The sequence below is a fragment of the Microbacterium tumbae genome (genome assembly GCF_054780175.1).
On the sequence record NZ_BAAGWV010000002.1, the window covers coordinates 248,594 to 273,019 of the forward strand.

The 24,426-nt window shown below is 70.3% G+C and carries 22 protein-coding genes, 1 tRNA gene and 1 pseudogene; 13 read left to right on the forward strand and 11 right to left on the reverse strand.

The window, feature by feature from the left end; translation table 11 throughout:
• Nucleotides 1–16 precede the first annotated feature (16 nt).
• Nucleotides 17–1,001: pseudogene (locus tag ACYVGQ_RS08430) on the forward strand (NAD-dependent epimerase/dehydratase family protein).
• Here the strand turns inward: ACYVGQ_RS08430 and ACYVGQ_RS08435 are convergent.
• Complete coding sequence (locus ACYVGQ_RS08435; protein ID WP_460784187.1) at nt 989–1,381, reverse strand: hypothetical protein; 393 nt, start codon at nt 1,379–1,381, stop codon at nt 989–991. The pseudogene ACYVGQ_RS08430 and the gene ACYVGQ_RS08435 overlap by 13 nt on opposite strands.
• 11 nt (nt 1,382–1,392) lie before the next feature.
• Nucleotides 1,393–2,367, reverse strand: a complete 975-nt coding sequence (locus ACYVGQ_RS08440; protein ID WP_460784188.1) for an NAD(P)-dependent alcohol dehydrogenase — start codon at nt 2,365–2,367, stop codon at nt 1,393–1,395.
• Between the two features lie 83 nt (nt 2,368–2,450).
• Between ACYVGQ_RS08440 and ACYVGQ_RS08445 the strand changes: the two genes are divergently transcribed.
• Nucleotides 2,451–3,104 carry a TetR/AcrR family transcriptional regulator C-terminal domain-containing protein gene (locus ACYVGQ_RS08445; RefSeq protein WP_460784189.1) on the forward strand — a complete coding sequence of 218 codons (654 nt, stop codon included), beginning with the start codon at nt 2,451–2,453 and terminating at the stop codon, nt 3,102–3,104.
• Between the two features lie 171 nt (nt 3,105–3,275).
• On the opposite strand, the gene ACYVGQ_RS08450 is transcribed toward ACYVGQ_RS08445, so the two are convergent.
• On the reverse strand, nt 3,276–3,953 hold the full coding sequence (locus ACYVGQ_RS08450; protein ID WP_460784190.1) for an SDR family NAD(P)-dependent oxidoreductase: 678 nt from the start codon (nt 3,951–3,953) through the stop codon (nt 3,276–3,278).
• Between the two features lie 102 nt (nt 3,954–4,055).
• Between ACYVGQ_RS08450 and ACYVGQ_RS08455 the strand changes: the two genes are divergently transcribed.
• Nucleotides 4,056–4,898 (forward strand): helix-turn-helix transcriptional regulator, encoded by an 843-nt coding sequence (locus tag ACYVGQ_RS08455; RefSeq protein ID WP_460784191.1) that lies wholly within the window; start codon nt 4,056–4,058, stop codon nt 4,896–4,898.
• 140 nt (nt 4,899–5,038) lie between these two features.
• On the opposite strand, the gene ACYVGQ_RS08460 is transcribed toward ACYVGQ_RS08455, so the two are convergent.
• A tRNA-Ala gene (locus ACYVGQ_RS08460) sits at nt 5,039–5,111 on the reverse strand.
• Between the two features lie 84 nt (nt 5,112–5,195).
• On the opposite strand from ACYVGQ_RS08460, the gene ACYVGQ_RS08465 reads away from it, so the two are divergent.
• The gene (locus ACYVGQ_RS08465; protein ID WP_460784192.1) at nt 5,196–6,302 is read left to right on the forward strand and encodes an NAD(P)-binding domain-containing protein; all 1,107 of its coding nucleotides are present in this window, start codon (nt 5,196–5,198) and stop codon (nt 6,300–6,302) included.
• On the opposite strand, the gene ACYVGQ_RS08470 is transcribed toward ACYVGQ_RS08465, so the two are convergent.
• On the reverse strand, nt 6,277–6,999 hold the full coding sequence (locus ACYVGQ_RS08470; protein WP_460784193.1) for a hypothetical protein: 723 nt from the start codon (nt 6,997–6,999) through the stop codon (nt 6,277–6,279). The two genes, ACYVGQ_RS08465 and ACYVGQ_RS08470, sit on opposite strands and share 26 nt — an antisense overlap.
• Nucleotides 7,000–7,143: 144 nt before the next feature.
• On the opposite strand from ACYVGQ_RS08470, the gene ACYVGQ_RS08475 reads away from it, so the two are divergent.
• From ACYVGQ_RS08475 to ACYVGQ_RS08485, 3 genes are read left to right on the forward strand one after another with little or no spacing between them, the layout of a single operon-like run.
• Nucleotides 7,144–7,932 carry a hypothetical protein gene (locus ACYVGQ_RS08475; RefSeq protein WP_460784194.1) on the forward strand — a complete coding sequence of 263 codons (789 nt, stop codon included), beginning with the start codon at nt 7,144–7,146 and terminating at the stop codon, nt 7,930–7,932.
• Entirely contained in the window at nt 7,932–8,465 is a 534-nt protein-coding gene (locus ACYVGQ_RS08480) for a hypothetical protein (protein ID WP_460784195.1), read from the forward strand. The genes ACYVGQ_RS08475 and ACYVGQ_RS08480 overlap by 1 nt, the downstream gene beginning before the upstream one ends.
• Nucleotides 8,466–8,470: 5 nt before the next feature.
• A complete protein-coding gene (locus ACYVGQ_RS08485; RefSeq protein WP_460784196.1) occupies nt 8,471–9,124 on the forward strand; it encodes an NAD(P)H-binding protein in 654 nt (217 codons plus the stop codon).
• On the opposite strand, the gene ACYVGQ_RS08490 is transcribed toward ACYVGQ_RS08485, so the two are convergent.
• The 3 genes from ACYVGQ_RS08490 to ACYVGQ_RS08500 are packed head-to-tail and all read right to left on the reverse strand — an operon-like array spanning nt 9,125 to nt 11,707.
• The gene (locus ACYVGQ_RS08490; protein ID WP_460784197.1) at nt 9,125–9,976 is read right to left on the reverse strand and encodes a 3-methyladenine DNA glycosylase; all 852 of its coding nucleotides are present in this window, start codon (nt 9,974–9,976) and stop codon (nt 9,125–9,127) included.
• On the reverse strand, nt 9,976–11,004 hold the full coding sequence (locus ACYVGQ_RS08495) for an App1 family protein (RefSeq protein ID WP_460784198.1): 1,029 nt from the start codon (nt 11,002–11,004) through the stop codon (nt 9,976–9,978). Before ACYVGQ_RS08495 ends, ACYVGQ_RS08490 begins: the two co-directional genes overlap by 1 nt.
• Before the next feature lie 13 nt (nt 11,005–11,017).
• Nucleotides 11,018–11,707, reverse strand: coding sequence for a DedA family protein (locus ACYVGQ_RS08500; RefSeq protein WP_460784199.1), 690 nt, complete (start codon nt 11,705–11,707; stop codon nt 11,018–11,020).
• A gap of 43 nt (nt 11,708–11,750) precedes the next feature.
• Here ACYVGQ_RS08500 and ACYVGQ_RS08505 point away from each other — a divergent pair, with 43 nt between their 5' ends.
• The 5 genes from ACYVGQ_RS08505 (at nt 11,751) to holA (ending at nt 19,960) form a co-directional block, all read left to right on the forward strand.
• Nucleotides 11,751–13,067 (forward strand): anthranilate synthase component I family protein, encoded by a 1,317-nt coding sequence (locus ACYVGQ_RS08505; RefSeq protein WP_460784200.1) that lies wholly within the window; start codon nt 11,751–11,753, stop codon nt 13,065–13,067.
• Between the two features lie 61 nt (nt 13,068–13,128).
• Complete coding sequence (gene leuS / locus ACYVGQ_RS08510) at nt 13,129–15,708, forward strand: leucine--tRNA ligase (RefSeq protein ID WP_460784201.1); 2,580 nt, start codon at nt 13,129–13,131, stop codon at nt 15,706–15,708.
• A gap of 280 nt (nt 15,709–15,988) precedes the next feature.
• Nucleotides 15,989–16,591 carry a ComEA family DNA-binding protein gene (locus ACYVGQ_RS08515; RefSeq protein WP_460784202.1) on the forward strand — a complete coding sequence of 201 codons (603 nt, stop codon included), beginning with the start codon at nt 15,989–15,991 and terminating at the stop codon, nt 16,589–16,591.
• Nucleotides 16,588–18,918 (forward strand): ComEC/Rec2 family competence protein, encoded by a 2,331-nt coding sequence (locus tag ACYVGQ_RS08520; RefSeq protein WP_460784203.1) that lies wholly within the window; start codon nt 16,588–16,590, stop codon nt 18,916–18,918. Before ACYVGQ_RS08515 ends, ACYVGQ_RS08520 begins: the two co-directional genes overlap by 4 nt.
• A 10-nt stretch (nt 18,919–18,928) precedes the next feature.
• Nucleotides 18,929–19,960 carry a DNA polymerase III subunit delta gene (holA, locus tag ACYVGQ_RS08525; RefSeq protein ID WP_460784204.1) on the forward strand — a complete coding sequence of 344 codons (1,032 nt, stop codon included), beginning with the start codon at nt 18,929–18,931 and terminating at the stop codon, nt 19,958–19,960.
• A 244-nt stretch (nt 19,961–20,204) separates the two neighbouring features.
• Here holA and rpsT read toward each other — a convergent pair whose 3' ends face one another.
• Nucleotides 20,205–20,465: a 30S ribosomal protein S20 gene (gene rpsT / locus ACYVGQ_RS08530; protein ID WP_460784205.1), complete on the reverse strand. Its 261-nt coding sequence runs from the start codon at nt 20,463–20,465 to the stop codon at nt 20,205–20,207.
• 203 nt (nt 20,466–20,668) lie between these two features.
• On the opposite strand from rpsT, the gene ACYVGQ_RS08535 reads away from it, so the two are divergent.
• The gene (locus ACYVGQ_RS08535; protein ID WP_460784206.1) at nt 20,669–21,943 is read left to right on the forward strand and encodes an MFS transporter; all 1,275 of its coding nucleotides are present in this window, start codon (nt 20,669–20,671) and stop codon (nt 21,941–21,943) included.
• On the opposite strand, the gene ACYVGQ_RS08540 is transcribed toward ACYVGQ_RS08535, so the two are convergent.
• Nucleotides 21,891–22,619: an alpha/beta fold hydrolase gene (locus ACYVGQ_RS08540; RefSeq protein WP_460784207.1), complete on the reverse strand. Its 729-nt coding sequence runs from the start codon at nt 22,617–22,619 to the stop codon at nt 21,891–21,893. The genes ACYVGQ_RS08535 and ACYVGQ_RS08540 overlap by 53 nt on opposite strands.
• Before the next feature lie 67 nt (nt 22,620–22,686).
• Nucleotides 22,687–24,399 carry an ABC transporter family substrate-binding protein gene (locus ACYVGQ_RS08545; protein WP_460784208.1) on the reverse strand — a complete coding sequence of 571 codons (1,713 nt, stop codon included), beginning with the start codon at nt 24,397–24,399 and terminating at the stop codon, nt 22,687–22,689.
• Between the last annotated feature and the right edge of the window lie 27 nt (nt 24,400–24,426).

Sequence of the window (24,426 nt, forward strand, 5' to 3'; positions counted from 1 at the left end):
CGATAGAGTGCTGTCCATGTCTGCGACGAGGGTGTTGTTCATCGGCGGTACCGGGATCATCTCATCGGCGGCGAGCGCCCTCGCGTCCGCGCGCGGCATGGAGGTGACGCTGCTGAACCGAGGACGGTCCCGCCGGGCGCCGGCGGAGGGCGTCGAGGTGCTCACCGCCGACGTGTCGGACGCCGCGGCGGTGGACGCGGCTCTGGCCGGCCGCGAGTTCGACGTCGTCGCCGACATGATCGCGTTCACGCCGGATCAGGTCCGGCGCGACATCGACCGCTTCGAGGGCCGGACAGGGCAGTACGTCTTCATCAGTTCGGCGTCCGCCTACCAGAAGCCCGTGGCGCACCTGCCGATCACGGAGTCGACGCCGTTGCGCAACCCGTACTGGCAGTATTCGCGCGACAAGATCGCCTGCGAGGAGCTGCTCGCCTCCGCGTACCGGGACCGTGACTTCCCCGTCACCGTGCTGCGCCCGTCGCACACCTACGACAAGTGGACGATCCCGGCGTTCGGCGGGGTGGACGGCGATCGACCGGATCCGGCGTGGCGAGGAGATCGTCGTCCACGGCGACGGCACCTCGCTGTGGACGCTGACGCACGCGGACGATTTCGCCGTCGGATTCGTCGGCCTTCTCGGCAACCCGCTGGCGTACGGCGACACGTTCCAGATCACGAGCGACTTCGTCTACACCTGGAACGAGATCTATGCGATCCTCGGGCGTGCGGCGGGCGCGGAGCCGAGGATCCGCTACGCCACCAGCGCGGCGATCGAGCAGGCCGCGCCGGAGCGGGCGGGTCAGCTGAGGGGCGACATGGCGCACTCGGTCGTCTTCGACAACACGAAGATCCGCCGCCTGGTGCCGGACTTCGCCCCGACCATCGCCCTGCATCGCTCGGCGATCGAGATCGTCGAATGGCATGATGCGCATCCTGAGCTGAAGCGCGTCGATTCCGCGATGGAAGAGCTGTACGAGAGGCTGCTCCCTCACGCCGCGTGAGGCTGCCAGATCCAGGCGATCCAGACGATGAGCGCGTTCACGAGGAAGCTGACGACGAGGAGCATCTTGTCGGAGAAGCCCTGGTAGGAGGCCAAGCCCATCGCGTTGAAGACCACCAGGGCGATCGAGACGATGATCGAGATCCACTTCAGCGGCCCGGCGGGCGCCAGGAGCGATACGAGGATCATGGCGATCGGGACGAGCATGAGGGCCGAAGCGAGCATCCACACCCAGCCCGCCACGTCCTGCCCTCCCATCTTGCCGGGCTCGACGTGGCCCGCGAAGATCCGGATGACATCGCCGAGCAGATAGATGAGCATGAGACTGATCCAGGCGCCCGCGAGGACGATGCGCTCGGCCTCCAACGTCACGACGACCATGCTCAGCCTCCTCATGCGGCCCCGCCGTGCGGCAGCACGACGAGGTTTCCGATCTTGTGGCCGGAGTCGACGACGCGGTGTGCCTCCGGCAGCGCTTCGAGACCGCCCGCGACCTCCGTGACGGCGTCGAGCCGGCCGGAGGCGAGCAGCGACAGCAGGAGGGCGATGTCGTCGGCGCGCTCCGGCGTGACCCCCGCGAAGATCCGCCCTCGTCCCCGCACGGCCGCGCGGATGGTGTCCGAGAGCCCGGCGGCGACGAGCAGCAGACGTCCTTCATCCGTGAGCAGCCGCTGACCGGTGCCGCCGGCGAGGGTCCCCACCGCATCGAGCACCACGTCGAAGCTCTCGTCGAGTGCCGCGACCGACATGGTCGCGTAGTCGATCGCCCGATCGGCGCCGAGGCGCCGTACGAGAACGGCGTTGCGCGCGCTGGCCGTCGCCGTCACCGTCGCGTGGAAGTGGCGGGCGAGCTGCACGGCGGCCGAGCCGACGGAGCCCGCGGCGCCGTTGACGAGCACCGTCTCTCCGGCGGAGAGCTTCGCGCGGTCCCGTAGGAAGAACAGCGCGGTCGTCCCGCCGAACAGGATCCCGGCCGCGTCGACGTGCGACACGCGATCGGGTTTGCGGGCGAGCGCGTGCACCGGGACGACGGCGAACTCGGCGTGCCCCCGCATCCGGCCGCCCGTCATGCCGGCGACCTCGTCGCCGGGCGCGAACCGCTTCACGCCGGCGCCGACGCGTTCGACGATGCCCGAGAGACTGTTCCCGAGGATCCGCATCCGAGGTCCGCGGAAACCGATCGCCGGCCGGGCGATGACGCCGAAGCCGGAGGGGAAGCGCGCTGCTCGCATCCGGGAGTCCGCCGCGGTGACGGCCGTGGCCGTGACCCGCACCAGCACCTCGTCCTCCCGAGGGTCCGGCACCGGCACCTCCGCGATCTCGATGACGTCCGGAGGGCCGAACCGGTCGACGACGGCTGCCCGCATGGCATCCCCTTACGCTCGTAAGCCTACGTCGAACACGGTAGCCTTACACGTGTAAGCATGCAAGTGAACAATCAGGAGCACGAGTGAACGATCGTCTTCCTCTGAGCACCGCGCGCATCGTGGAGGCCGCTGCCGTCGTCGCCGACCGCGGCGGCGTGGCCGCGGTGACCATGCGCAGCGTCGGACGAGAACTCGGCGTCGAGGCGATGTCGCTCTACCACCATGTCGCAGGCAAGGAGGCGCTGCTCGACGCGCTCACGGACTGGGTGTTCGCTCAGATCGCGCTGCCGGACGTCGGGCCGTCCTGGCGTGAGGCCGTCGGGCGTCACGCGGAATCGGTGCGGAGCATCCTCACCGCGCACCCGTGGTCGCTGACCCTCGTGGAGACGCGCAGCGCACCGGGACCGGCTGTGCTGCGACGACACGATGCGCTGATCGGCTGTCTCCGTCGCGGCGGATTCTCCGTGGCCCTCGCCTCGCACGCCACCTCGGTCATCGACGCATACGTGTACGGCTTCGCGCTCACCGAGCGGAATCTGCCGTTCGGCCCGGCCACCGGTGCATCGGGGTTCGCCGCGGAGGTGGACGTGTCCTGGGGCGAGTACCCCTACCTCGCCGAACTGGTCGGCGAGCTCACGGAGGACGCGGACTACTCGTTCTCCGCGGAGTTCCAGGTCGGTCTGGACATCATCCTCGATGAGCTCGCGCGTCGTCTCGCGCCTACCGCTTGCGCCTGACACGCTAGGGCAGGTCGCCTCTACGCCGACGGTCGATCGCTTTGATCGATGGGCTGCGACCGCGGAGTCTCCGACCCGGTGCGAAGCCGACTATGAGAGAACGGCGGCGTTCGCAGGGAAGGCCCCGGTCGCGACGCGGGGCGTGCGCGACCGGGGCCTTCGGTCGGCGGATCAGTACTCGATGCGTCCGTGGCGGTCGTGGAACTCGCCGGTCGGACCGTCGGCCGCCACGAGCGCGAGCGCGACGGTGGCATCCGTCCCCTCCGTCACGGTCTGGTGGCCGCTGTGGCGATTGAAGTCAGTCGCGGTGTATCCGGGGTCGCTCGCATTCACCCGGAACCGTGGCAGGTTCTTCGCATACTGCACGGTGAGGGCGATGACGGCGGCCTTCGAGGCGGCGTAGGGGATCGAGGGAACGGAGTACTCGTCGCGACCCTCGGTACGCAGATATCGCGGCCATCCCACGCCCGAGGACACGTTCACGATGACGGGGTGTGCCGAGTTCTCCAGCAGCGGCAGCGCCGCCTGGGTCACGCGAACGATGCCGACGACGTTGGTGTCGAGGACCTCCTGCATGGTCGCGGGGGAGAGGTCGTCGAACAGGTGCGCGCCGAGGACACCCGCGTTGTTGACGAGCACGTCGAGCTCGGGCAGGGAGGCGAGCGCGGCGTCCACGCTCGCCTGGTCGGTGACCTCGAGCTGCACCAGATGAGCGCCCAGCGCCGCGACCTCCGCCCCCTTCGTGAGGTCGCGCACCCCTGCGTAGACGGTGTGGCCTTCGGCGATCAGGCGACGTGCGGTTTCCAGACCGAGGCTCTTATTCGCCCCGGTGATCAATGTGGTTGTCATGTGTCGAGCCTGCGCTCCGCCCGGCGTGCGACCAAGGCATCGCATGACGGTAGGACTGCGGATACCACCGTGTCCGTCGGATCATGTCGCATGATGGAGAACATGACCGAGTTCGCCAGTGTGCTGCGCGCCTGGCGCGACCGTGTCACCCCTGCCGAGGTCGGCATGCCCGCCGGCGCGGGGAGGCGAGCAGCCGGGCTGCGCCGCGAGGAGCTCGCCGCTCTCGCGGGGGTGAGCGTGGACTACATCGTGCGGCTGGAACAGGGCAGGGCCACCAACCCCTCCCCGCAACTGCTCGGGGCGCTGGCGCTGGCGCTGCGCCTCACCGAGGAGGAGCGCGACCACCTGTACCGCACGGCGGGGGCGGCACCGCCGTCCCCCGCCGTTGTCCCCAGGCACATCACCCCCGGCGTGCAGCGCATCGTCGACCGCCTCGGGGATGTGCCGATCGCGGTGTTCAATGCGACGTTCGACATCCTGATGTGGAACCCGCTGTGGGCCGCCCTGTCCGGAGACCCCTCTCGTTTCCAGGGCCTCGAGCGGAACCTGGTGTGGCGTCATTTCGTGAACGGCCATGACGGGGTGCTGTTCGACGAGGATCATGAGGCGCAGTTCTCGCGCGATCTCGCCGCGGAGCTCCGCATCGCGATCGGACGCTATCCGCTCGACACCTCGATCGCGCAACTGGTCGCGCGTCTGCGCGAGGCCTCTGCGGACTTCGAGCGTCACTGGGCGGAGGCCCGCATCGCCAGACACCCCTCGAGCCGGAAGACCTTCACGCGATCCTCCGTCGGCCCGATCACGCTCGACTGCGACGTCCTGAGTGTGCCGGGGAGCGACTTGCGCATCGTCGTCTACACCGTCGCGCCCCGAACCGCCGACGCGGCGGCCCTCGACCTGCTGCGCGTCACCGGGCTCCAGAGCCTCGTCACCGCCCCGTCATGACAGCCCGCCCGGCCCGGGCGTGTCAGGGCGGTCGAGATCAGAACGAGCCCGACAAGCGGGAAGAGCCGGCGGACTGCCTCGAAACGTTCACACCCCCGACCGAACTTCGTCGGCCGAGGGTGTGAACTTCTTGCGTCGGGTGGACCTGAGGGGACTCGAACCCCTGACCCCCTGCATGCCATGCAGGTGCGCTACCAGCTGCGCCACAGGCCCAGAAACCGCCCTGGACGAGCCGGGGCAACTCGAAAAGAATACAACAGATCCGACGCCGCACGCGAATCGGGTGCGACGTCGGGAGTGTCCGACCGGAACATCCCCCGGGGCATCGGCGTTCCTCTCACCGTGGACATCTTCGACAGCGTCGTGATCGGCGCGGGACAGGCCGGGCTCTCGGCGTCCTACCACCTGACGCGCCTCGGGATCCGTCATCTCGTGCTCGATGCGAACGAACACCCCGGAGGAGCATGGCAGCATCGCTGGGACGCGCTCACGATGACGGACGTCCACGGCGTCGCCGAGCTTCCCGGCTCCACCCCGCCTCCCCGTGACGCGCAGCGCGCGAACGTCGCCGTGCCCGCATCGTTCTCGTCCTATGAGACCGATCATCACCTGCCGGTCGTCCGGCCCGTCCAGGTCGACCGCGTGACCGACGACGGCGGCATGCTCGTCGTCCACGCCGGGCAGCGTCTCTGGCGGACGAGGACGATCGTGAACGCCACCGGCACATGGACCCACCCGTTCCTGCCGCACTATCCGGGAATGGAGACGTTCCTCGGCGAGCAGCTGCACACCGTCGACTATCCAGGTCCAGAGCACTTCCGCGGCAAGCGCGTCCTCGTCGTCGGCGGGGGAGCGTCCGCGGTGCAGTTCCTCGGAGCCCTCGCGCCGATCACGGACACGATCTGGGCGACGCGCCGCGAGCCGGTCTGGCGCACCGACGACTTCACGCCCGAGGCCGGGGCCGCTGCCGTCGCCCTCGTGGAGAAGCGCGTCGCGCAGGGACTGCCCCCGGAGAGCGTCGTCAGCGTCACGGGTCTCATGCTCCGCCCGCAGGAGCGGGCTGCTGAACGTCTCGGAGCGTACGCGCGCAGACGCCCGATGTTCGTGCGCATCGAACCGGATGGCGTGCGCTGGGCGGACGGCGCATTCGAGCGCGTCGACGTGATCCTGTGGGCCACCGGGTTCCGTCCCGCGATCGGCCACCTCGCCCCGCTGCATCTGCGCAGCGCCGCCGGGGGCATCCAGCTCGATCGCGACGGTCGCGGCACGACCGCCGTCGCGGATCCGCGCGTCCAGCTCGTGGGCTACGGCCCCTCGGCGAGCACGATCGGCGCCAACAGGGCCGGGCGCTCGGCGGCCAAGGGCGTGCAGCGCGCGCTCAGCGCACCGGTTCTCCGAACCTGATCGTCCACGGGGCGTCGCCGAAGGCCGTCACCCGGAAGACGACGGTCGGCGAATCACGCCACGCGATCGAGCGGGGCTCGCCTTCCTCGATCGTCGGTATCGACTCACGCCCGGATGCGGTGACGGCATCGATGAACAGGGGGCCATCGCCGCCGCCCGTGACTCTGGCCGTGGACGCGCCGCCGGTGTAGATGAAGGCCGCATCCCCGGTTCCCGACATCACATCATCGGGCCGGGGGAGATCAGCCCTCGAGACGGACACGACCCACTCGCCACCGTGCTCTGTCTCGACCCAGATCTCCAGCTCGGCGGCCGGCGCGACGAAGTACACCGGCGACTGATAGGCGCTCTGACTGGTCGTGTAGTCGCCGACGACGGGCTCGCCTCCCGGCAAGGTCAGCGCGAAGGAGTCGATGACGGGCTCGGCGGCAGGGTCGTCGTCATCCGCGAAGGAGAGCTCGATCACCGAACCGCGTTCCCAGCCGTCGAGACGAATCACCCCCGTGCCGGACGCCGTCCAACCCGACTCCGTGGAGACGGCGACCACCGGATCGTCGTCGTCCCAGGGATAGCTGAAGTCATCGTCGGACGAGGATCCGGGAGCCCCTCCCGAGCCGTTCAGGAGGAAGTACACGACGACGAGGACCGCCACCAGCCCCACCACAGTGCCGAGCAGGATCAGCAACGGCCTGAGCATCCCGGACTCTCTGCGCGGCGATCCATCGGCTCTCATACGTTCCCTCCGCTCATCGCTTTCATTATGGCGCGGTCGTGATCGGTCAGGACCCGTCCGCGTCTCCGACCTGTGATCGGGAGAGAACCCGGCCGATAGCCTGGGTCCATGTTCCGCTTCCTCCTCACGGGCGTGTGGCTCCTGCTCTCCGCCTGGCTGCTGATCTGGGCCGGCGAGGGCCTGTTCGGCGTCGACCAGCGCTCCTCGATCCTTCCTTTCGGCGGCGAGGACACCCTCGGCGCCCCGATCATGATCGGGGTCGCGTGGGGCCTCGTCCTGACCTTCGGCGGGACGATGGGAGGCTTCAGCCGGCGCAACAGGGTCCGCGGCGAGACCCATGTCGGCGTCGGCCGCATCGTCGAGGCCGGACGCACAGGGCTCACCGTCAACGACGTCCCGCAGTACGACGTCTTCGTGCGGGTGTCCGCGTACGACGGCACCGAGTTCGTGAGCCGGCTGCGCACGATGATCGCGCCGAACGAGGAGTCCTTCACGCAGCCCGGCGTCCCGCTGCCCGTGCGGTACAGCCTGAGCGACCGGGATGCCGTCGAGCTGGCCGATCCGCAGGACCCCGTCGTCCGCGACGCCCTGCTCGACTGGCGCATCCAGCGCGGCCTCATCGATCCGCGCCTGGTGCGCGCTCGTCGCAGCGGTTTGCAGGCGCCCGCATCCGTGCTCTCCGTGCGCCCGACGGGCGCACGGAAGGAGGGCCAGAGCGAGCTCGAGATCCGCCTGCTCATCACTCCGGACGGGCAGGCGTCCTGGGAGGCGGACACCACGGTGTTCGTCTATCCCGAGGCCGTCTCCCGGGTGCAGGTCGGCTCGCCGGTCTGGGCGCGATACCTGCGGGACGACCCGCACACGGTCGCCATGACGATCGAGAGGGAGGACCGCTGATGGACATCATGGACACGGTCGTCTGGCTCGTGAACTTCCCCGTCGCGCACGGCTATGCGATGGTCTTCATCGCGGGCTTCTCGCTGATGGGACTGCTGACGCTGTCGTTCCGCGGCGTCGGATCGAGCTCGCGCCTGAGCGCGGTCCGCGAGCGCGAGGGGCTCCCCGAGGCGGACGCCGGGCACGCGCGTCGCTCGGTGATCGCGCACATCCAGCGATTCGGGTTCCGGGTGCTGGCCGTCGTCATGCTCGCCGGCCTCGTCCTCGGGATCCTCGGGCTCACCGGAGTCCCGGTGACGGCCGGCTACATCCACGCCAACGGCCAGCCGGCCATCGCCACGATGGACGGCGACTGGGTCACCTTCACGACATCGACCGGGAAGACCTACACGGTGGAGAGCAACTTCTTCACCCCGGCGCTGTACCCCGACCGCGACGCATGGGTACCCTCGGGAACGGAGCTGGTCGTGCGCTATCTGCCCGATCACCCCCAGGCGTTCGTCATCGACACGACGCAGATCGGCGAGAGGTAGAGGACATGTCCCGCATCATCGTTTTCGGCGGCCACGGCCGCATCGCGCTCCTGCTCGCCCCGATCCTCGTGGCGAGAGGGGACGAGGTCACCGCGGTCATCCGCAATCCGGACCACGCGGACGAGGTGGCGGCCGGCGGCGCCGTCCCTCTCGTCGTGGACGTCGAGCGGGCGGATGCCGACGCCCTGGCCGCGCTCATCACGGGACACGACGCGGTCGTGTGGTCGGCCGGCGCCGGGGGAGGGGACGCGGCACGCACGTACGCCGTCGATCGCGATGCGGCGATCCGCAGCATGGACGCGGCGTCGGCGGCCGGCGTGCAGCGGTACGTCATGGTCTCGTGGATCGGCTCCTCCGCCGAGCACGGCGTGGACCCGGCGGACGGCTTCTTCGCCTATGCGGATGCCAAATGGGCGGCCGATGAGCATCTGAGGAGCACGGATCTCGAGGGGACGGTGCTCGGTCCCGGCACGCTCACCCTCGATGAGCCCCGCGGCCTCATCGAGGTGGACGAGGCGGGGCGAGGGGCCGTGGCCAGGGCGGACGTCGCCGCCGTCATCGCGCAGACGCTGATCGAACCGGCGACGATCGGCCGGACCATCCGCTTCGGGAACGGCCTGGACGGCTCCCCGCGCCCGATCGCCGAGGCGCTGCGATAGTCAGCCGCCGAGCCAGGCGCGCAGGACGCGCTCCCTGAGCGCATTGCCCCGCTCGGCGAAGACGCGCTGTCGGCGCACGTACTCCGCCTTTCCCTCGGCGGTCTCGATCGGCACGGGGACGACGCCCCAATCGCTCAGATCGTAGGGCGCCGCCTCCATGTCGAGGAGGCGGATGTCCCGCGCCAGTTCGAAGGCGTCCAGCAGCACTTCGCCCGGCACGAGCGGTCCGAGCTTCGTCGCCCACTTGTAGACGTCCATCCCGGCGTGCAGACATCCCGGCTGGTCGAGATCGGACTGGCTCTCTCTCGTGAGGGCGGTGCGGTTGCGGGGCGCCGCGTCCGGTGTGAAGAAGCGGAAGGCGTCGAAGTGCGTGCAGCGCAGCTCCTGGGACTCGACCACGGCGTCCGTGCCCGCCTGGCCCAGCCGCAGAGGCACGGGATGCCGGTGCTCGTCCTCCCGGTACACCATCGCCCACTCGTGCAGGCCGAAGCATCCGAACTGCCCCGGGCGCGCGGCGGTGCGGCGCAGCATCCGCTCCACGAGATCCGCCAGCGGGGCCTTCTCCGCCCGGAAGGCCGCGGCGTCCGGCACCGCCGCCTGGGACGTCGCCCCGACGGCGTACCAGCGCCAGGACTGCCTCTCGGCCGCGTCCGTCAGCTCGATCCCCGCGCCGGGATGCCAGCGCCGCAGCTGGGCGGGCTTGAAGGAGTAGTAGGTGAAGAGGAAGTCCCAGACCGGATGCCTCTCGCCGCGTGCCGCGCGCTCGCGATGCGCGGCGGTCAAGGCGTCGGTGCGCTCCTGGTGCGCCCGTTCCCGCTCGCGCCACTCGCCCGGGGAAAGCGCGCCGTCCATCAGCGGAGGATCCCCGCCTCGCCGAGGCGCTCACGGAGACCAGCGCCGTCCGATGCGGCCACCCACGGCACCTCGTCCATGGAGTGGTCGTCGCTCGGCGCGCGGCCGCCCGCGAGCATCGCCTCGGTCGTGGAGAGCTGCCGGATGGCGACGCCGGCGACGGAGGCGGGATGCTCCTGCTGGAACTCCGTGTAGATCGCCTCGTCGTGCTGTCCGTCGTCGCCGATGAGCAGCCACCGCACACGGGGGAACTCGGCGGCGAGGCGGCGCAGGTTCGTGAGCTTGTGCTCCCGCCCGCTGCGGAACCAGCGATCGTGCGTGGGGCCCCAGTCGGTCAGGAGCATGGAGCCCAGCGGGAACAGGTGCCTGCTGAGGAAGCGGCGGAGTGTGGGCGCGACATTCCACGCGCCGGTGGAGAGGTAGATCATCGGGCAGCCGGGATGCTGCCGCATCAGCTGCTCCAGCAGCACCGCCATCCCCGGAACCGGGAGGCGCGCGTGCTCGTCGACGACGAAGGAGTTCCACGCCGCGATGAACGGGCGGGGCAGAGCGGTGACCATGACGGTGTCGTCGACGTCGCACACCACGCCGAAGTCGACGCTCTCGTCGACGATGAACACGGTTCCGCTGGCCGCCTCCTGGCCATCGACCGATACCGTGAACGTCTGCCACCCTGGTGCGAGATCGGCCTGCACCACCGTGTCGACGACGCCGCCGCGGTCGGCGACCACCTCTCGCGTGCGTCCTCCGATCGTGACCTGCACGTTCGCGAAGCTCACCGGGATGCTCACGAAGCTCCGCCACCCGCGCACGCTCGCATCCTGCCGGCCCGATCGTCGGCGCTGCGGAGGGAGGATCAGCACGCGTCCGACGATACGGACCCATCCTGCGCCCCCGTAGCCGGGAAACGGGAGCACGCTGGCCGTGCGTCCGCGCTTGCGGGCGCGCTTCTCGCGCCACACGTGGAGGCGGTTCTCCAGGCGTGCGAACCAGTGGATCCTGGCCTGAGGAGCGGCGTGATCGGGCATCCCCCTCAGTCTTTCATGCCTGAGGGGTCCCCTCGCCCTCCCGGGAGGCCTCGAGCGCGTCCTCCGCCGGGATCATGTGCCGTGCCTCCCACTTCTGCAGCAGCTTCTTGCCGAGCAGGAGCAGGAGCAGGAAGACGATGATGACGCCGACGAAGACGTATCCGGCGAAGTGCACCCGGTCCACCAGCTCGCGGAAGCCGCCGGCGGCCAGGGAGGTGACGCTCACATAGGCGGCCGCCCAGATCGCGCACGCGGGAGCGGTCCAGGCGAGGAAGCGCCGGTAGGAGTAGCCGCTCATGCCGACGGTGAGCGGCACGAGCGAGTGCAGCACGGGCAGGAAGCGGGACAGGAAGATCGCGACGCCGCCACGCCGGCGCAGGTAGTTCTCCGCGCGCTGCCAATGGGCTTCGCCGATGCGCCGTCCGAGCCAGGAGTGCCGGATGTGCGGACCGAGCCACCGGCCGAGCGCGAAGCCGATGCTCTCGCCGATCAGGGCGCCGACGACGACGGCGACGCCGAGCGCGATCCCCTCGGGGAGCCCGGCCACCCCGAGCGAGGCGACGATCACGATCGTGTCTCCGGGGACGATGAGCCCGATGAGGATGCTCGTCTCGAGCATCACGGCCACGCCGGCGATGAGCGTGCGCCATACCGGGGGCACGGACTGCACGACATCGAACAGCCACATCAGGAAGTCGTCCATCGAGACGAGGATACGCCGAGCGCTCCGCCCCTACGCTGGGAGAGTGCCCCGTCCCGCTCCCCTCGAGCCGCGTGCGCTGAGCATCGTCTCGACGCCCGTCGCGCTCTTCGCCGCGCTGGCGCGGGAGCGCGCGCAGGTCTTCTGGCTGGATGCGGGGGCGTCCGCCATCGAGGGCTGGAGCATCCTCGGCACGGGAGAGCCGGAGCCCGACCCCGCCGCGCCCGGCCGGGTGCGCATCGACCTCGCCCCGCCGATCGCCCGCGGCACGCCCCCCTTCCGGGGCGGCTGGGTGGGATGGCGGGACTACGAGAGCGGCGCCGCGGATGCCGGCGCGCCGGTCTCGGCATCCGAGGACGGGCCGGCCTGGCTGCGCGTGGACCGCGCCGTCGCGTTCGATCACGCGGCCGGCATCCTGTGGGCGCTCGCTCCCTCGGGTGAGCTGGACGGCTGGATCGCAGAGCTGGAGCGCCTGTCGGCGACGGCGTCCGAACCCGAGGTCGTGACCGCGGGCGGGGCGCGCGCGGAGGCTCGCCACGCACCGGGGGAGTACACCGTGCTCATCGAGCGCTGCCGTGCCGCCATCCGCGCGGGCTCCGCCTATCAGCTGTGCCTCACCACACGCTTCACCGTGCCGGGCCGCCACGACGAGGTCCAGAGCTATCTGCGTCTGCGATCGGCGACGCCTGCGCATCACGGCGGCTTCATCCGGATCGGAGACCGCGCACTGCTGAGCGCCAGTCCCGAGCTGTTCCTGCAGACCGCGGAGGGCCGGGTGTCGACCAGACCCATCAAGGGCACGCGTCCGCGCGCGGCGGACGCCGCCGACGATGCGGCCCTGGCGGCCGAGCTCGTCGCGAGCGTCAAGGAGCGCGCGGAGAACGTCATGATCGTCGATCTCATGCGCAACGACCTCTCGCGGGTCTGCACGCCGGGCAGCATCCGCGTCGACGGGCTCTGGGAGGTCGAGAGCTATCCGGCGGTGCACCAGCTCGTCAGCACCGTCAGCGGCGCGCTCTCCGCCGGTGCGACGGTGGCCGACCTCTGGGACGCGGCCTTCCCCGCCGGCAGCATGACCGGCGCTCCGAAGCTGTCGGCGATGGGCATCCTGCACTCCCTCGAGCGAGACGCTCGTGGCGTGTACAGCGGATGCTTCGGCCACGTCGGGCTGGACGGCGGCCTCGACCTGGCGATGGTGATCCGCAGCATCCTCGTCGAACCCGACAGGGCCTGGGTCGGCGCCGGGGGAGGGATCACCTGGCGGTCGGACGCGGCGGAGGAGGTGGCCGAGGTCGCGACGAAGGCGCGCGCGCCGCTGGCGGCCCTCGGGGCGGTGCTGCCCGAAGCCTGGCTGCCAGAATGATCCGATAGCCTGGAACTTCGCGATTCCGCGCTCCCTGCACTCCCAGATTGGCCGTTCGCTCTTGTCCGAGAACCTGTCCTCCGCACCCGAAGACGCTTCCGCTCTGCCCTCGCCGCACGCCCTCCAGGCGAAGTGGCAGACCTACTGGGCCGAGAACGAGACGTTCCTCGCCGGCGGCGTCGAGGACACGCGCCCGCGCAAGTACGTGCTGGCGATGTTCCCCTATCCCTCGGGCGACCTGCACATGGGGCACGCGGAGAACTACCTGTACTCCGACATCGTCGCCCGCTTCTGGCGGCACCGCGGTCACAACGTGCTGAACCCGATCGGATGGGACTCCTTCGGCCTGCCCGCGGAGAACGCGGCGATCCGGCGCGGCGCCGACCCGCGCGAGTGGACGTACAAGAACATCGCGCAGCAGAAGAGGGGCTTCGAGCAGTACGGCGTCTCCTTCGACTGGACGCGCGAGCTGCACACCTCCGACCCGGAGTACTACCACTGGAACCAGTGGCTGTTCCTGAAGCTGCACGAGCGTGGCCTGGCGTACCGCAAGAAGAGCCCGGTGAACTGGTGCCCGAACGATCAGACCGTGCTCGCCAATGAGCAGGTCGTCGACGGGCGCTGCGAGCGCTGCGGCGCCGAGGTCGTGAAGAAGAAGCTCACCCAGTGGTACTTCAAGATCACCGACTACGCCGACCGCCTGCTCGACGATCTGAACCAGCTCGAGGGCTTCTGGCCGCACAAGGTGCTGCAGATGCAGCGCAACTGGATCGGCCGTTCCGTCGGCGCGGACATCGACTTCTCGATCGAGGGCCGCGCCGAGCCGGTCACCGTGTTCTCCACGCGTCCGGACACGCTGCACGGCGCCACGTTCTTCGTCGTCGCCCCGGACTCCGACCTGGCATCCGAACTGGCGGCGGACGCTCCGATCGAGGTGCGCCAGCGCTTCGCCGACTACCTGTCCGAGGTGCAGAAGACGACGGACATCGACCGTCAGTCCACCGAGCGCCCCAAGACCGGCGTCTTCCTGGAGCGCTATGCGGTCAACCCGGTCAACGGCGAGCGGCTGCCGATCTGGGCCGCGGACTACGTCCTGGCCGACTATGGCCATGGCGCGGTCATGGCGGTGCCCGCCCATGACCAGCGCGACCTCGACTTCGCACTGGCCTTCGACCTGCCGGTGAAGGTCGTCGTGGACACGACGGCGCCGATCACCGGCGCGATGCCCGTCATCGAGGTGGACGAGGAGGGCGTGCCGATCGACACGCTGCCGAGCCTGGACGAGCAGCATCCCTCCGTCACGCGCGTCGCCCTGACCGGAGAGGGGCGCCTGATCAACTCGGGCGAGCTCAACGGCATGTCCAAGCGCACCGCGATCGCCCGCACGATCGAGCAGCTCGAGGCCGCAGGCACCGGTCGCGCCGCCAAGAACTACCGGCTGCGCGACTGGCTGATCTCCCGGCAGCGCTTCTGGGGCACGCCGATCCCGATGCTGCACGCCGAGGACGGCCGGATCATCCCCGTCCCCGAGGACCAGCTCCCGGTGACGCTGCCGAGCGTGGCGGGGCTCGACCTGTCGCCGAAGGGATCGTCGCCGCTCGGTGCGGCGGAGAGCTGGGTGCGCACGACGGACCCGGCCACCGGCGACCCCGTGCTGCGCGACCCCGACACGATGGACACCTTCGTCGACAGCTCCTGGTACTTCCTGCGCTTCCTCTCGCCGAAGGACGACTCCGTCGCGTTCGAGCAGTCCGAGGCGTACCGCTGGGCGCCGGTGGACAGCTACATCGGCGGGGTCGAGCACGCGATCCTGCACCTGCTGTACGCGCGCTTCATCACGAAGGTCCTGTTCGACATGGGCCTGATCGACTTCACGGAGCCGTTCTCGAGCCTCATCAACCAGGGCATGGTGATCCTGGACGGCTCGAAGATGTCCAAGTCCAAGGGCAACCTCGTGCTGTTCCAGGAGGAGCTCGACGCCCACGGGGCCGATGCGCTGCGCGTCGGACTGGCCTTCGCCGGCCCGGTGGAGGACGACAAGGACTGGGCGGACGTCTCGACGACCGGCGCGCAGAAGTTCCTGGCGCGCGCGCTGCGGATAGCGCAGGAGGTCGCGAGCCCGGTCGACGTCGTGTTCGCCGGCGGCGACGCCGCACTTCGCCGCGGCACGCATCGCCTGCTGGCCGACGCTCCTTCGCTCGTGGAGCAGACGAAGTTCAACGTTCTGGTCGCACGCCTCATGGAGCTGGTGAACCTCACCCGCAAGACCATCGACGCAGGCGCCGGCGCAGCCGATCCCGCCGTGCGGGAGGCTGCGGAGACGATCGCCGTGATGCTCGATCTCATCGCCCCTCATACCGCGGAGGAGATGTGGGAGCTGCTCGGACATGAGCCGTCCGTCGGCCTCGCGCAGTGGCGCTCCGCCGACCCCGCGCTGCTCATCGAGGACACCGTCATCGCCGTCGTGCAGGTGAACGGCAAGGTGCGCTCGCAGCTGGAGGTGTCCGCGAAGATCGGCGCCGAGGAGCTCGAGGCCCTCGCCCGTGCCGATGAGCGGGTCATCCGCGCGGTGGGCGACAAGGAGATCGTCAAGGTCGTCGTGCGCGCGCCGAAGATCGTGAGCGTGGTCGTCAAGGGCTGAGGTCTCGACCGTTCGTGAGGCGACCCGCGTGCCCGCGAGGCGGCTCGTGTGGTCGGGTCGCGGTGCGAGGGCTTCGTAGAGGTTCCCCCTGTGGTCGCGTCAGACGGAGGGAGGCGACCATAGGGGAACCTCCCTCGGAGGTCACGGGGAACCTCCGGCGGAGGTTCGATCACGCGCCGCGCGAGCCAGCCGGCCTGCACAGCCGAGATCTCGGAGGACTTTTCCACGGGGATCGGGATCCGGGCGTTCGGACGTCGGCCGGCGTGCGTAGCGTGGCGGCGTGCCGCAAGAACCGCAACAGCCCCGCGCCAGGACACGTCTGCGCCTCGGCGTGGGGGCCGCGATAGCCCTCGGGCTCGTCGTGCTCTCCGGCGCCGTCGGGCTGGGCATCCTGCGCGGCCAGGCCGGGGCGTCGCAGGTCATCGACGTCACGGATGCGCAGAGCGCAACGATCGCGCCGGCGGAGATCTACGTCCACGTGCTCGGGCGGGTGAGCGATCCAGGGCTCTTCGTGCTCGATCAGGGCGCCCGCGTGGCCGATGCCCTGGCTGCGGCAGGGGGCACTCTCGACGATGCCGATCTGCAGGCGGTCAATCTCGCGCGACCTGTGACGGACGGGGAGCAGATCATCGTGCCGGCGGTCGGAGAGACGTCGAGCGCGCAGAGCGCGGCTCCCGGTTCGCCGGGCGAAGCGCTCATCGACCTCAACGCCGCCGACCAGGCGGCATTGGAGACCCTGCCGAGGATCGGCCCCGCCCTCGCGCAGCGGATCATCCAGTGGCGGGAGGAGAACGGCCGGTTCGCCTCGGTGGACGATCTTCTGGCGGTGCCGGGCATCGGTGAGAAGATGCTCGCTGCGCTCCGCGACCTGGTGCGGGTATGACCCGTCGCGATCTCCGGCTCGTCCCGATCGCCGCCGGCGCATGGGCGATGGCGCTGATCTGCGTCTTCGCGCCGGCGATCGCCTGGTGGTGCGCCGGGTGCGCCGTCATCGTCGCCGCGTCGCTGCTGTCGCTCGCCGGCGCGGGGCGGCACAGGAGCTGGGCTCCGCTCCTGGCCGTGCTCTGCGCGACGTCGGCGGGCGTCGCGATGACGGTCGCCTTCGCGACGCCGTGGCGTTCGGAGGCGGCGCGATCCGACGGGCGAGTGGTCACGATCGAGGCGGACATCGCCTCGTCCTCCTCGATCGGCGCGGACGGGCGGCTCTGGTTCGACGCGCAGACCGTGCGGATGGGGCCGGGCGATGCGCGGTCGGCGCTGAGCGTGCCGGTGCGGATCGGGATCGAACTCCTGGACGGCGCGGAGCTGGGCGCGCGGATCCGGGTCCTCGGAGAGGCGATGGCGACGGATGCCGGCGAGCGAGCGGTGCTCGTCGTGTTCGCGACGCGCGCGGAGATCACGGGACCGGCCGGAGGAGCGTTCGCCGTGGCTGCGGACGTGCGCGCCGACTTCTCCGCCAGGGCCGTGCGGCTGCCGGAGCCGGGTGCGGGCCTGCTTCCCGGGCTTGCGGTGGGGGACACGCGCGCCATGTCCCCGGAGCTGAACGCCGCGATACTGGCCAGCGGGCTGTCGCATCTGACCGCCGTGAGCGGCGCGAACTGCGCGATCGTCGTCGCCGCGGCGTTCTGGTTCGTCGCGTTCTGCGGCGGCGGCCGGAGACTGCGTGTCATCCTGGCGATCGGGGCGCTGGCCGCGTTCGTCGTGCTCGTCACTCCGGAGCCGAGCGTGATCCGCGCGTCGGTGATGGCGGGACTCGCGATGATCACCGTGCTGCTGGGCAGGCCGAGCGCGGGGGTCGGCGTGCTCTGCCTGGCGGTGATCGGCATCCTGCTGGCGGATCCATGGCTCGCCGCGACGCCGGGCTTCGCGCTCTCGGCGGCGGCCACCGGCGCGCTCATCCTGCTCGCTCCTCCGCTCGCCAGGGGGATGGAGCGCTGGATGCCGCAGCCGCTCGCGCTCGCGATCGGCGTGCCGCTGGCGGCCCAGCTGGTGTGCGGGCCGATCATCGCCCTCTTCTCCGAGCAGCAGTCGCTCATCGGCGTCGTCGCGAACCTGCTCGCCGCGCCGGCCGCCCCGATCGCGACGGTCGTGGGTCTGCTGGCCTGCCTGGCCTCGCCGGCGGCTCCCCTCGCCGACCTGCTGGCGGCATCCGCATGGCTGCCGGCCGCCTGGATCGCCGCGACCGCGACGATGACGGCTGCTCTTCCCGGCGCACAGCTGCTCGTCGCGCCCGGCGTCCTGACGGCGGTGGCGGTGCTGGTCCTCGGCGCCGCCCTTGGAGTGCTGCTGTGGCGGAACGGCGGGGGGCTCCCGCCGCCGCGCGTGATCACGAGGACCGCGACCGCCGTCCTCGTGATCGCCGTCGCGCTGGGCGGTGCGCGGACGCTGCTGGACGGACCGCTCGCGGCATCCGCGACGCCGGAGGGCTGGTCGGTCGCCGCCTGCGACGTCGGCCAGGGGGACGCGCTCGTGGTGCGCTCCGCCGGTCGCATCGCGCTCATCGACACCGGTCCGGAACCGGCGCCGCTCGAACGCTGCCTGACGTCGCTCGGCGTCGATCATCTCGATCTCGTCGTGCTCACCCACTTCGATCTCGATCACGTCGGCGGAGCCGCGGCGATCGAGGGGCGGACGAGCACGCTGCTGCACGGGCCGGTGGCGGAGCCGGAGGACGAGCGGCTGCTGGCCTCTCTGCGGGAGTCCGGCGCCGAGCTCGTCGAGGCCGCAGCCGGTCAGCACGGCGCTCTCGGCGAGGCGCAGTGGCGGGTGCTGTGGCCGAGGGCCGATCAGGCGTCGTTCCCGTCCGGCAACGACGCGAGCGTGGTCATCGAGCTCGCCGGGGGCGATGTGCCGAGATCGTTGTTCCTCGGCGACCTCTCGGCGGTGCCCCAGCAGCTTCTCGCGGCATCGGGGACGCTGCATGCGCCGTATGCGGTCGTGAAGGTCGCGCATCATGGCAGCGCCGATCAGGACGCCGGCCTGTATGCGCTCCTGCGGCCGTCTGCGGCGATCTTCAGCGCGGGGGAGGGGAACGACTACGGGCATCCCCGAAGGGAGACCCTCGACCTGCTGGAAGCCGCCGGCTCCGTCGTGCTGCGCACCGATCTGCAGGGTCGGGTCCTCCTCGGCGTGAAGGACGGTGCGCTCTCGGTCTGGACCGAGCGGCCGGCGGCCGCCGATGACGCCGACGACGTCGCACGCCCCGGGTAGGCTGAACAGCATGGCAGCTGTTCGGACCACCGCGAAGAAGGCGGCGGTGAAGATCGCTCAGGTCTCCTGGCGGGAGCCGCGGCCGGCGCCCGTGGTCCTGGTCTCAGGCCCGGAGGAGGTCTGCGCCGAGCGGGCGATCGCCGGTGTCCGAGACTATCTCCGCGCCGAAGACCCCGCGCTCGAGGTGAGCGATGTGCGCGCGGACGACTACGCACCGGGTACGCTGCTCGCGCTGAGCTCCCCGTCGCTGTTCGGCGAGCCGCGCCTGATCCGGGTGTCCGGCGTCGAGAAGTGCTCCGACGCCTTCCTGCAGGAGGCGGTGTCCTACCTCGACAATCCGCAGGAGGGCGCGACGGTCGTCCTCCGGCACACCGGGGCGAGCGTCCGCGGCAAGAAGCTGCTCGACGCGCTGCGCTCCGGAGCAGGGGGCGGCATCGAGATCGCCTGCCCCGCCGTCAAACGCGACAGCGACAGGTTCGATTTCGCCGCGGGGGAGTTCAAGGCCGCCGGCAGGCGCATCCAGCCTCAGGCACTGCGAGCTCTCGTGTCCGCCTTCGCGGATGACCTGACGGAGCTCGCCGCCGCCTGCCAGCAGCTGATCAACGATGTGCAGGGCGACGTGACGGAGGATGTCGTCACGAAGTACTACGGCGGCAGGGTCGAGGTCTCCGCGTTCGTCGTCGCCGACACGGCGATCGCCGGACGCTACGGCGAGGCGCTCGTCGCCCTTCGGCATGCGCTGGCATCCGGTGCCGACCCGGTTCCGCTGGTCGCCGCCTTCGCGATGAAGCTGCGCACGATGGCGCGCGTCGCGGGTGTTCGCGGCTCGAGCCGCGAGATCGCGGGGCGGCTGGGAATGAAGGATTGGCAGATCGATCGTGCGCGTCGAGATCTGACCGGCTGGAACGAGCGCTCGCTCGGTCTCGCGATCCAGGCGACGGCCAGGGCGGATGCCGAGGTCAAGGGCGCCGCTCGCGACCCCGTCTTCGCACTCGAGCGCATGGTGACCGTCATCGCCACCCGGGCCCCGTTCGGCGGTTGAGGGAGCCGGCGGGCCAGGCGCAGGCCCGTCCTCGGCACGGATGCCCGTCGAGAAGACAGCTGTACGTCGAGAGGGCCGGGATCGGCCGACATCTGTGTTCTCGACCGACATCTGTGTCCGTGCACCTGTGTTCTCGACCGACATCCGCATTCGTGACCGACAGCGTTCGTGACCGACAGAGGTGCTACCGGGGGAGACGGCGAAGGCCCGCCCCTTGCGGGACGGGCCTTTCACAGCGTGCGACTCAGAGAGCGGCGACCTGCTTCGCGATCGACGACTTGCGGTTCGCAGCCTGGTTCTCGTGGATGACGCCCTTGCTGACGGCCTTGTCGAGCTTCGTGGACGCCTTCTTCAGCGCAGCCTGCGCCGCAGCCTTGTCGCCGGCGGCGACGGCCTCACGGGTTTGACGGACGACGGTCTTGAGCTCGGACTTGACGGCCTTGTTGCGTGCCGTAGCCTTCTCGTTGGTCTTGATGCGCTTGATCTGCGACTTGATGTTTGCCACGTGTGGAAACCTTCGTTCAGGGATGGATGGATGTGCCGGGAGCGGGAGAGGGCCTGCTGTCCGGCGATCGTGAGGGGTGATCCCACACGCAAGCCAAGAATCAAGCTTACCAGGTCCGGCGGAAAGTCCGTGCGCGTCGCTGCGTGCGCGCGCGCCGGCCATGCGGCAGTCTGAGCGCAGGGGCATCGCAGAGGAGCACGGACATGGGTTCGCAGGAGGCAGCGCACGGATCGCCGCGGGCGGGCCGGCGGTGGATGCTGCTCTTCTCCCTCGCCTGGCTCGCGATCTGGACGGTGCAGCTGACGCCGGTCCAGCTGCTGCTGCCTCTGCAGCTGGACACCAAGGACACCGCAGGCGCGTGGGTGGAGGGCGTCGTCTGGTCAGGGCTCATCCTCTCGCTCGGCGGTCTCGCCGGCATCGTCGCCGGCCCGGTGGCCGGCTACCTCTCGGATCGCACCCGCTCCCGCTGGGGGAGGCGCCGGCCGTGGGCGATCGGAGGATCGCTCGTGACCGCGGCATTCCTCGTCCTGACGGGGCTGGCGCAGACGCCGTTCGCGATCGGAGCCGCCTGGGTGGGCGTGTGGATCGGCGTCGCGACGATGTCGGCGGCGCTCACGGCGCTGATCGCCGACCAGCTGAGCGAGCAGCGCGGCGCCGCGTCGGCCGTGGTGAGCTCCGCGCAGGCGGTGGGGATCGTCGTCGGCGTGGGCGCCGTGGTCCTCCTCGGGCTCGGCATCCTCGACAGCTACCTGCTCCTCGCCGTGTTCATCGCCGTCGTCGGCGTCGGGACGGCGATCCTGCTGCCCGATCCCGTCGCCGTCGAGACGGCCGTCCGCCGGCCGCGACGGGGGGACGGCGCCGCGGCGGCGCCCGTGCGCGTGTCCGGCGCTCTCGCGGACAGGGATTTCCGATGGCTGCTGGCAGGACGACTCACCGTGAACCTCGGCAATGCGCTCGGAACCGCTCTGCTGCTCTTCTTCCTGCTGCATGGGATCGGATCCTCCACGGCGGAGGACGACCTGCTGCTGCTCATCGTCATCTACACGGTGTTCGTCGTCGCGGCGTCCGTCGCCACCGGCGCGCTCTCGGATCGCCGGCATCGCCGCAAGCCGTACGTGCTGATCGCCGCGCTCGTGCAGGCCGCGTCGGCTCTGCTGATCCTCGCCTCGCCGACGCTCGTCGGCACGGCGATCGCCGCCGCGGTGATGGGCGCGGGATACGGCGCGTACATGGCGGTCGGCCTGGCCTGGGCGACGGACATGCTCCCCGACGACGCCGACAACGCCAGGGACCTCGGCATCGTGAACGTCTCGGCGAATCTGGGTCAGCTCCTCGGGCCCCTGCTCGGCGCGGGCCTGGTGGCGCTCGTGGGCGGCTTCTGGCTGCTGTTCCTCGCCGCAGGCGTGTTCTCGGTCGCGGGGGCCGTCATGACGCAGCTGACGCGAGAGTCGCGACGGCCACATCCAGCAGCGCGTTGAACACCCGGGGACGCATCGCCGTGACCAGGTGCGAGGTTCGAGGCACCACGATGAGCTCGGAGTGCGGCGTCAGGCGCCGGAAGAGCCGCTCGTGGACGCGCAGCTGGTCGAACTGGCCGTTGATCCACCACACCGGCACGCGGATGCGGCGCACGTCGGCGGAGAGGTCGAGAGCGGCGAGGCTGGCGAGCGCGACGTCCTGTGCATCGAAGGCGTATCCGCCGGCCGCGAAGTCCGCCCTCGTCTCTGCGGGGAGCGTGGCGGCGAGGACCTGAGAGCTCAGCCACAGCCCGCGGTCGGGCAGCGCGTCGAAGCGTCGAGCCAGGAAGCGGTAGGCGGCGAGACCTGCGCCGCGCGGGAGAGCGGTGCAGGAGGCTCCGATGAAGCCGGCGACGGGAGGAGGATCCTCCGCCCGGCCGGCGTATGCGACGGAGAGGAGCCCGCCCATGGAATGGCCGACCAGCAGGACCGGGCCTGCTGCGGCGGCGTCCCTGACGGCCGCGTCGATCGTGGCGAGGGCGCCGGCGAGAGTGAACTCCTCGTCCGTGCGCGCGCCGTGGCCGGGCAGGTCGACGGCTTCCGCACGGATCCCGCCGGCGGCGAGATGCTCGACCTGGGTGCGCCACATGGTGCGAGACGTGCGGATGCCGTGCACGAGGACGACACGGACAGTCACCCCCTCAGGATACGAAGAAGGCGGGGCCGGTGGACGAACCACCGACCCCGCCTCGTGCACGGCGTGCTTACTTCTCCCAGCCCACGTTCTCGACGGGCTGGACGCCGAAGCCGTCCAGGCCGACGTACGGCTCGGGGGTGAGGTTGGCGAGACCCGTCTTCACGGCCGAGATGGACGGACCGTTGTACAGCGGGATCAGGCCCCACTCCTGGAAGATCTCCGCCTCGAGCTTCATGGCCGCAGCCGTCTGCTCGTCGGCGGTCGGGAGCGACTCGACCTCGTCGTGGATGCGCTGGTCGGTCTCCTCGTTCTGAACGCCAGACAGGTTCAGCCCCATGTCCATGCAGTACAGCTGGCAGAACCAGGCGGCGCCGAACGGGTCGGAGGAGGTGAACCGAAGGCTGGAGACGTCCCAGTTCATGTTGTTGTAGTCGTCCGAGAAGTCGGTCGACGGGCGGATGTCGATCTGGAGGTCGATGCCGACCTCCTTCATCTGCTGCTGAAGGGCCTTGGCGAGCGCCTCCTGCGTGGGGTCGTCGCTCCACACCGGGTAGACGACGGACAGCTTCTCGCCGTCCTTCTCGCGGATGCCGTCCTCGCCCTCGGTCCAGCCGGCCTCGTCAAGAAGCGCCTTGGAGTCGTCGGGGTTGAACTCCCAGCCGGCCTCGGCGAGCGCGTTGCTGTAGCCGGGCTGGAACGGGAACAGCGTGAGGGAGCCGGCCGGCTCCTCCTCGTAGTCCAGACCGTTCCAGGCGATCTCCTTCTGCTGGTCGATGTTGATCGCCTTGAAGAACGCCTCGCGGACCTTGGCGTCCTCGAACTGCGGCTTCGTCGAGTCGACCTGGATCAGCGTGTTGGCGGTCTGGGTGGAACGGTAGATGGTGATGCCGTCCATGTCCTTGACCTGCTCGAGGCGGTCCTTGGTGCCGACGCCGACGGAGTCGATCTCGTCCGCCTTGAAGGCGTTGATGGACGCCGCGGCGTCCATGCCCTGGAAGGAGACCTTGTCGAGCAGCGGCTCGTTGCCCCACCACTCCTCGTTCGGGACGAACGAGACGTAGTCGGTGTTCGCGTCGAACTCGTCGATCTTGTACGGACCGGCGCCCCACTCGGGGTGCGGGTTGTCGATCATCGCCGTGTTGAACGTGTCGGGGTCGGCCAGCGCCGGGTGCAAGATGCCCGTGAGGAACGGCATCTCGGGCCAGGCGAACTCACCGTCGAAGGTGACGATGGCGGTCTTCGGGGTGTCGCCCTCCTCGACGGACGCGATGGCCTTGTAGCCGTCGGTCGCGTTCGGGACGAAGCCCTCGTCGATGGAGCGGTTGGCCTTCCACGTGGCGTCGATGGCGGTCCAGTCCATGTCCGTGCCGTCGTTCCAGTGCGCCTCGTCCGTGAAGGTGAAGGTGATCTGGGTGTTGCCGTCGACGGTGTCGATCGACCACTCGTCGAGGTACGCGTCGTTCTTGTACGGCGTGCCGTCGTCCTCCTGCAGGAGGACCTGCGGGGTGTACCACGCGGCGACGCGCGCGGTGTCGGACGATGCGTCGCCGTGGAAGGCGTTCAGCTGCTCCGGGATCTCGTTGATCGGGAAGCGGACCTCGCCGCCCGTCTCCAGGTTCTCGCGGGGCTGCGGGTTGTAGTCCGCGAACGCGGTCTCCGTCGCCTCTCCGTCGCCGTTGCCGTCGCCGTTCCCGTCTCCGGTACCGGTGGCACAACCCGCGAGAGCGAGTGCGAGGGCTCCGCTGAACGCGAGCGCCCCCATCAGCTTGTGCTGCTTCATGGTGCTCCTTTCGCCTGTAGGCGTGTT

Bases quoted from the DNA above. Each gene is read 5' to 3' on its own strand.
- ACYVGQ_RS08455 (WP_460784191.1), top strand. From the start codon at position 4,056: ATGACCGAGTTCGCCAGTGTGCTGCGCGCCTGGCGCGACCGTGTCACC.
- ACYVGQ_RS08535 (WP_460784206.1), top strand. From the start codon at position 20,669: ATGGGTTCGCAGGAGGCAGCGCACGGATCGCCGCGGGCGGGCCGGCGG.
- ACYVGQ_RS08495 (WP_460784198.1), bottom strand. From the start codon at position 11,004: ATGCCCGATCACGCCGCTCCTCAGGCCAGGATCCACTGGTTCGCACGC.
- ACYVGQ_RS08500 (WP_460784199.1), bottom strand. From the start codon at position 11,707: ATGGACGACTTCCTGATGTGGCTGTTCGATGTCGTGCAGTCCGTGCCC.
- holA (WP_460784204.1), top strand. From the start codon at position 18,929: ATGGCAGCTGTTCGGACCACCGCGAAGAAGGCGGCGGTGAAGATCGCT.
- ACYVGQ_RS08450 (WP_460784190.1), bottom strand. From the start codon at position 3,953: ATGACAACCACATTGATCACCGGGGCGAATAAGAGCCTCGGTCTGGAA.
- ACYVGQ_RS08475 (WP_460784194.1), top strand. From the start codon at position 7,144: ATGTTCCGCTTCCTCCTCACGGGCGTGTGGCTCCTGCTCTCCGCCTGG.
- ACYVGQ_RS08490 (WP_460784197.1), bottom strand. From the start codon at position 9,976: ATGGACGGCGCGCTTTCCCCGGGCGAGTGGCGCGAGCGGGAACGGGCG.
- ACYVGQ_RS08470 (WP_460784193.1), bottom strand. From the start codon at position 6,999: ATGCTCAGGCCGTTGCTGATCCTGCTCGGCACTGTGGTGGGGCTGGTG.
- ACYVGQ_RS08545 (WP_460784208.1), bottom strand. From the start codon at position 24,399: ATGAAGCAGCACAAGCTGATGGGGGCGCTCGCGTTCAGCGGAGCCCTC.
- ACYVGQ_RS08440 (WP_460784188.1), bottom strand. From the start codon at position 2,367: ATGCGGGCAGCCGTCGTCGACCGGTTCGGCCCTCCGGACGTCATCGAG.
- ACYVGQ_RS08485 (WP_460784196.1), top strand. From the start codon at position 8,471: ATGTCCCGCATCATCGTTTTCGGCGGCCACGGCCGCATCGCGCTCCTG.
- ACYVGQ_RS08435 (WP_460784187.1), bottom strand. From the start codon at position 1,381: ATGGTCGTCGTGACGTTGGAGGCCGAGCGCATCGTCCTCGCGGGCGCC.
- ACYVGQ_RS08520 (WP_460784203.1), top strand. From the start codon at position 16,588: ATGACCCGTCGCGATCTCCGGCTCGTCCCGATCGCCGCCGGCGCATGG.
- ACYVGQ_RS08480 (WP_460784195.1), top strand. From the start codon at position 7,932: ATGGACATCATGGACACGGTCGTCTGGCTCGTGAACTTCCCCGTCGCG.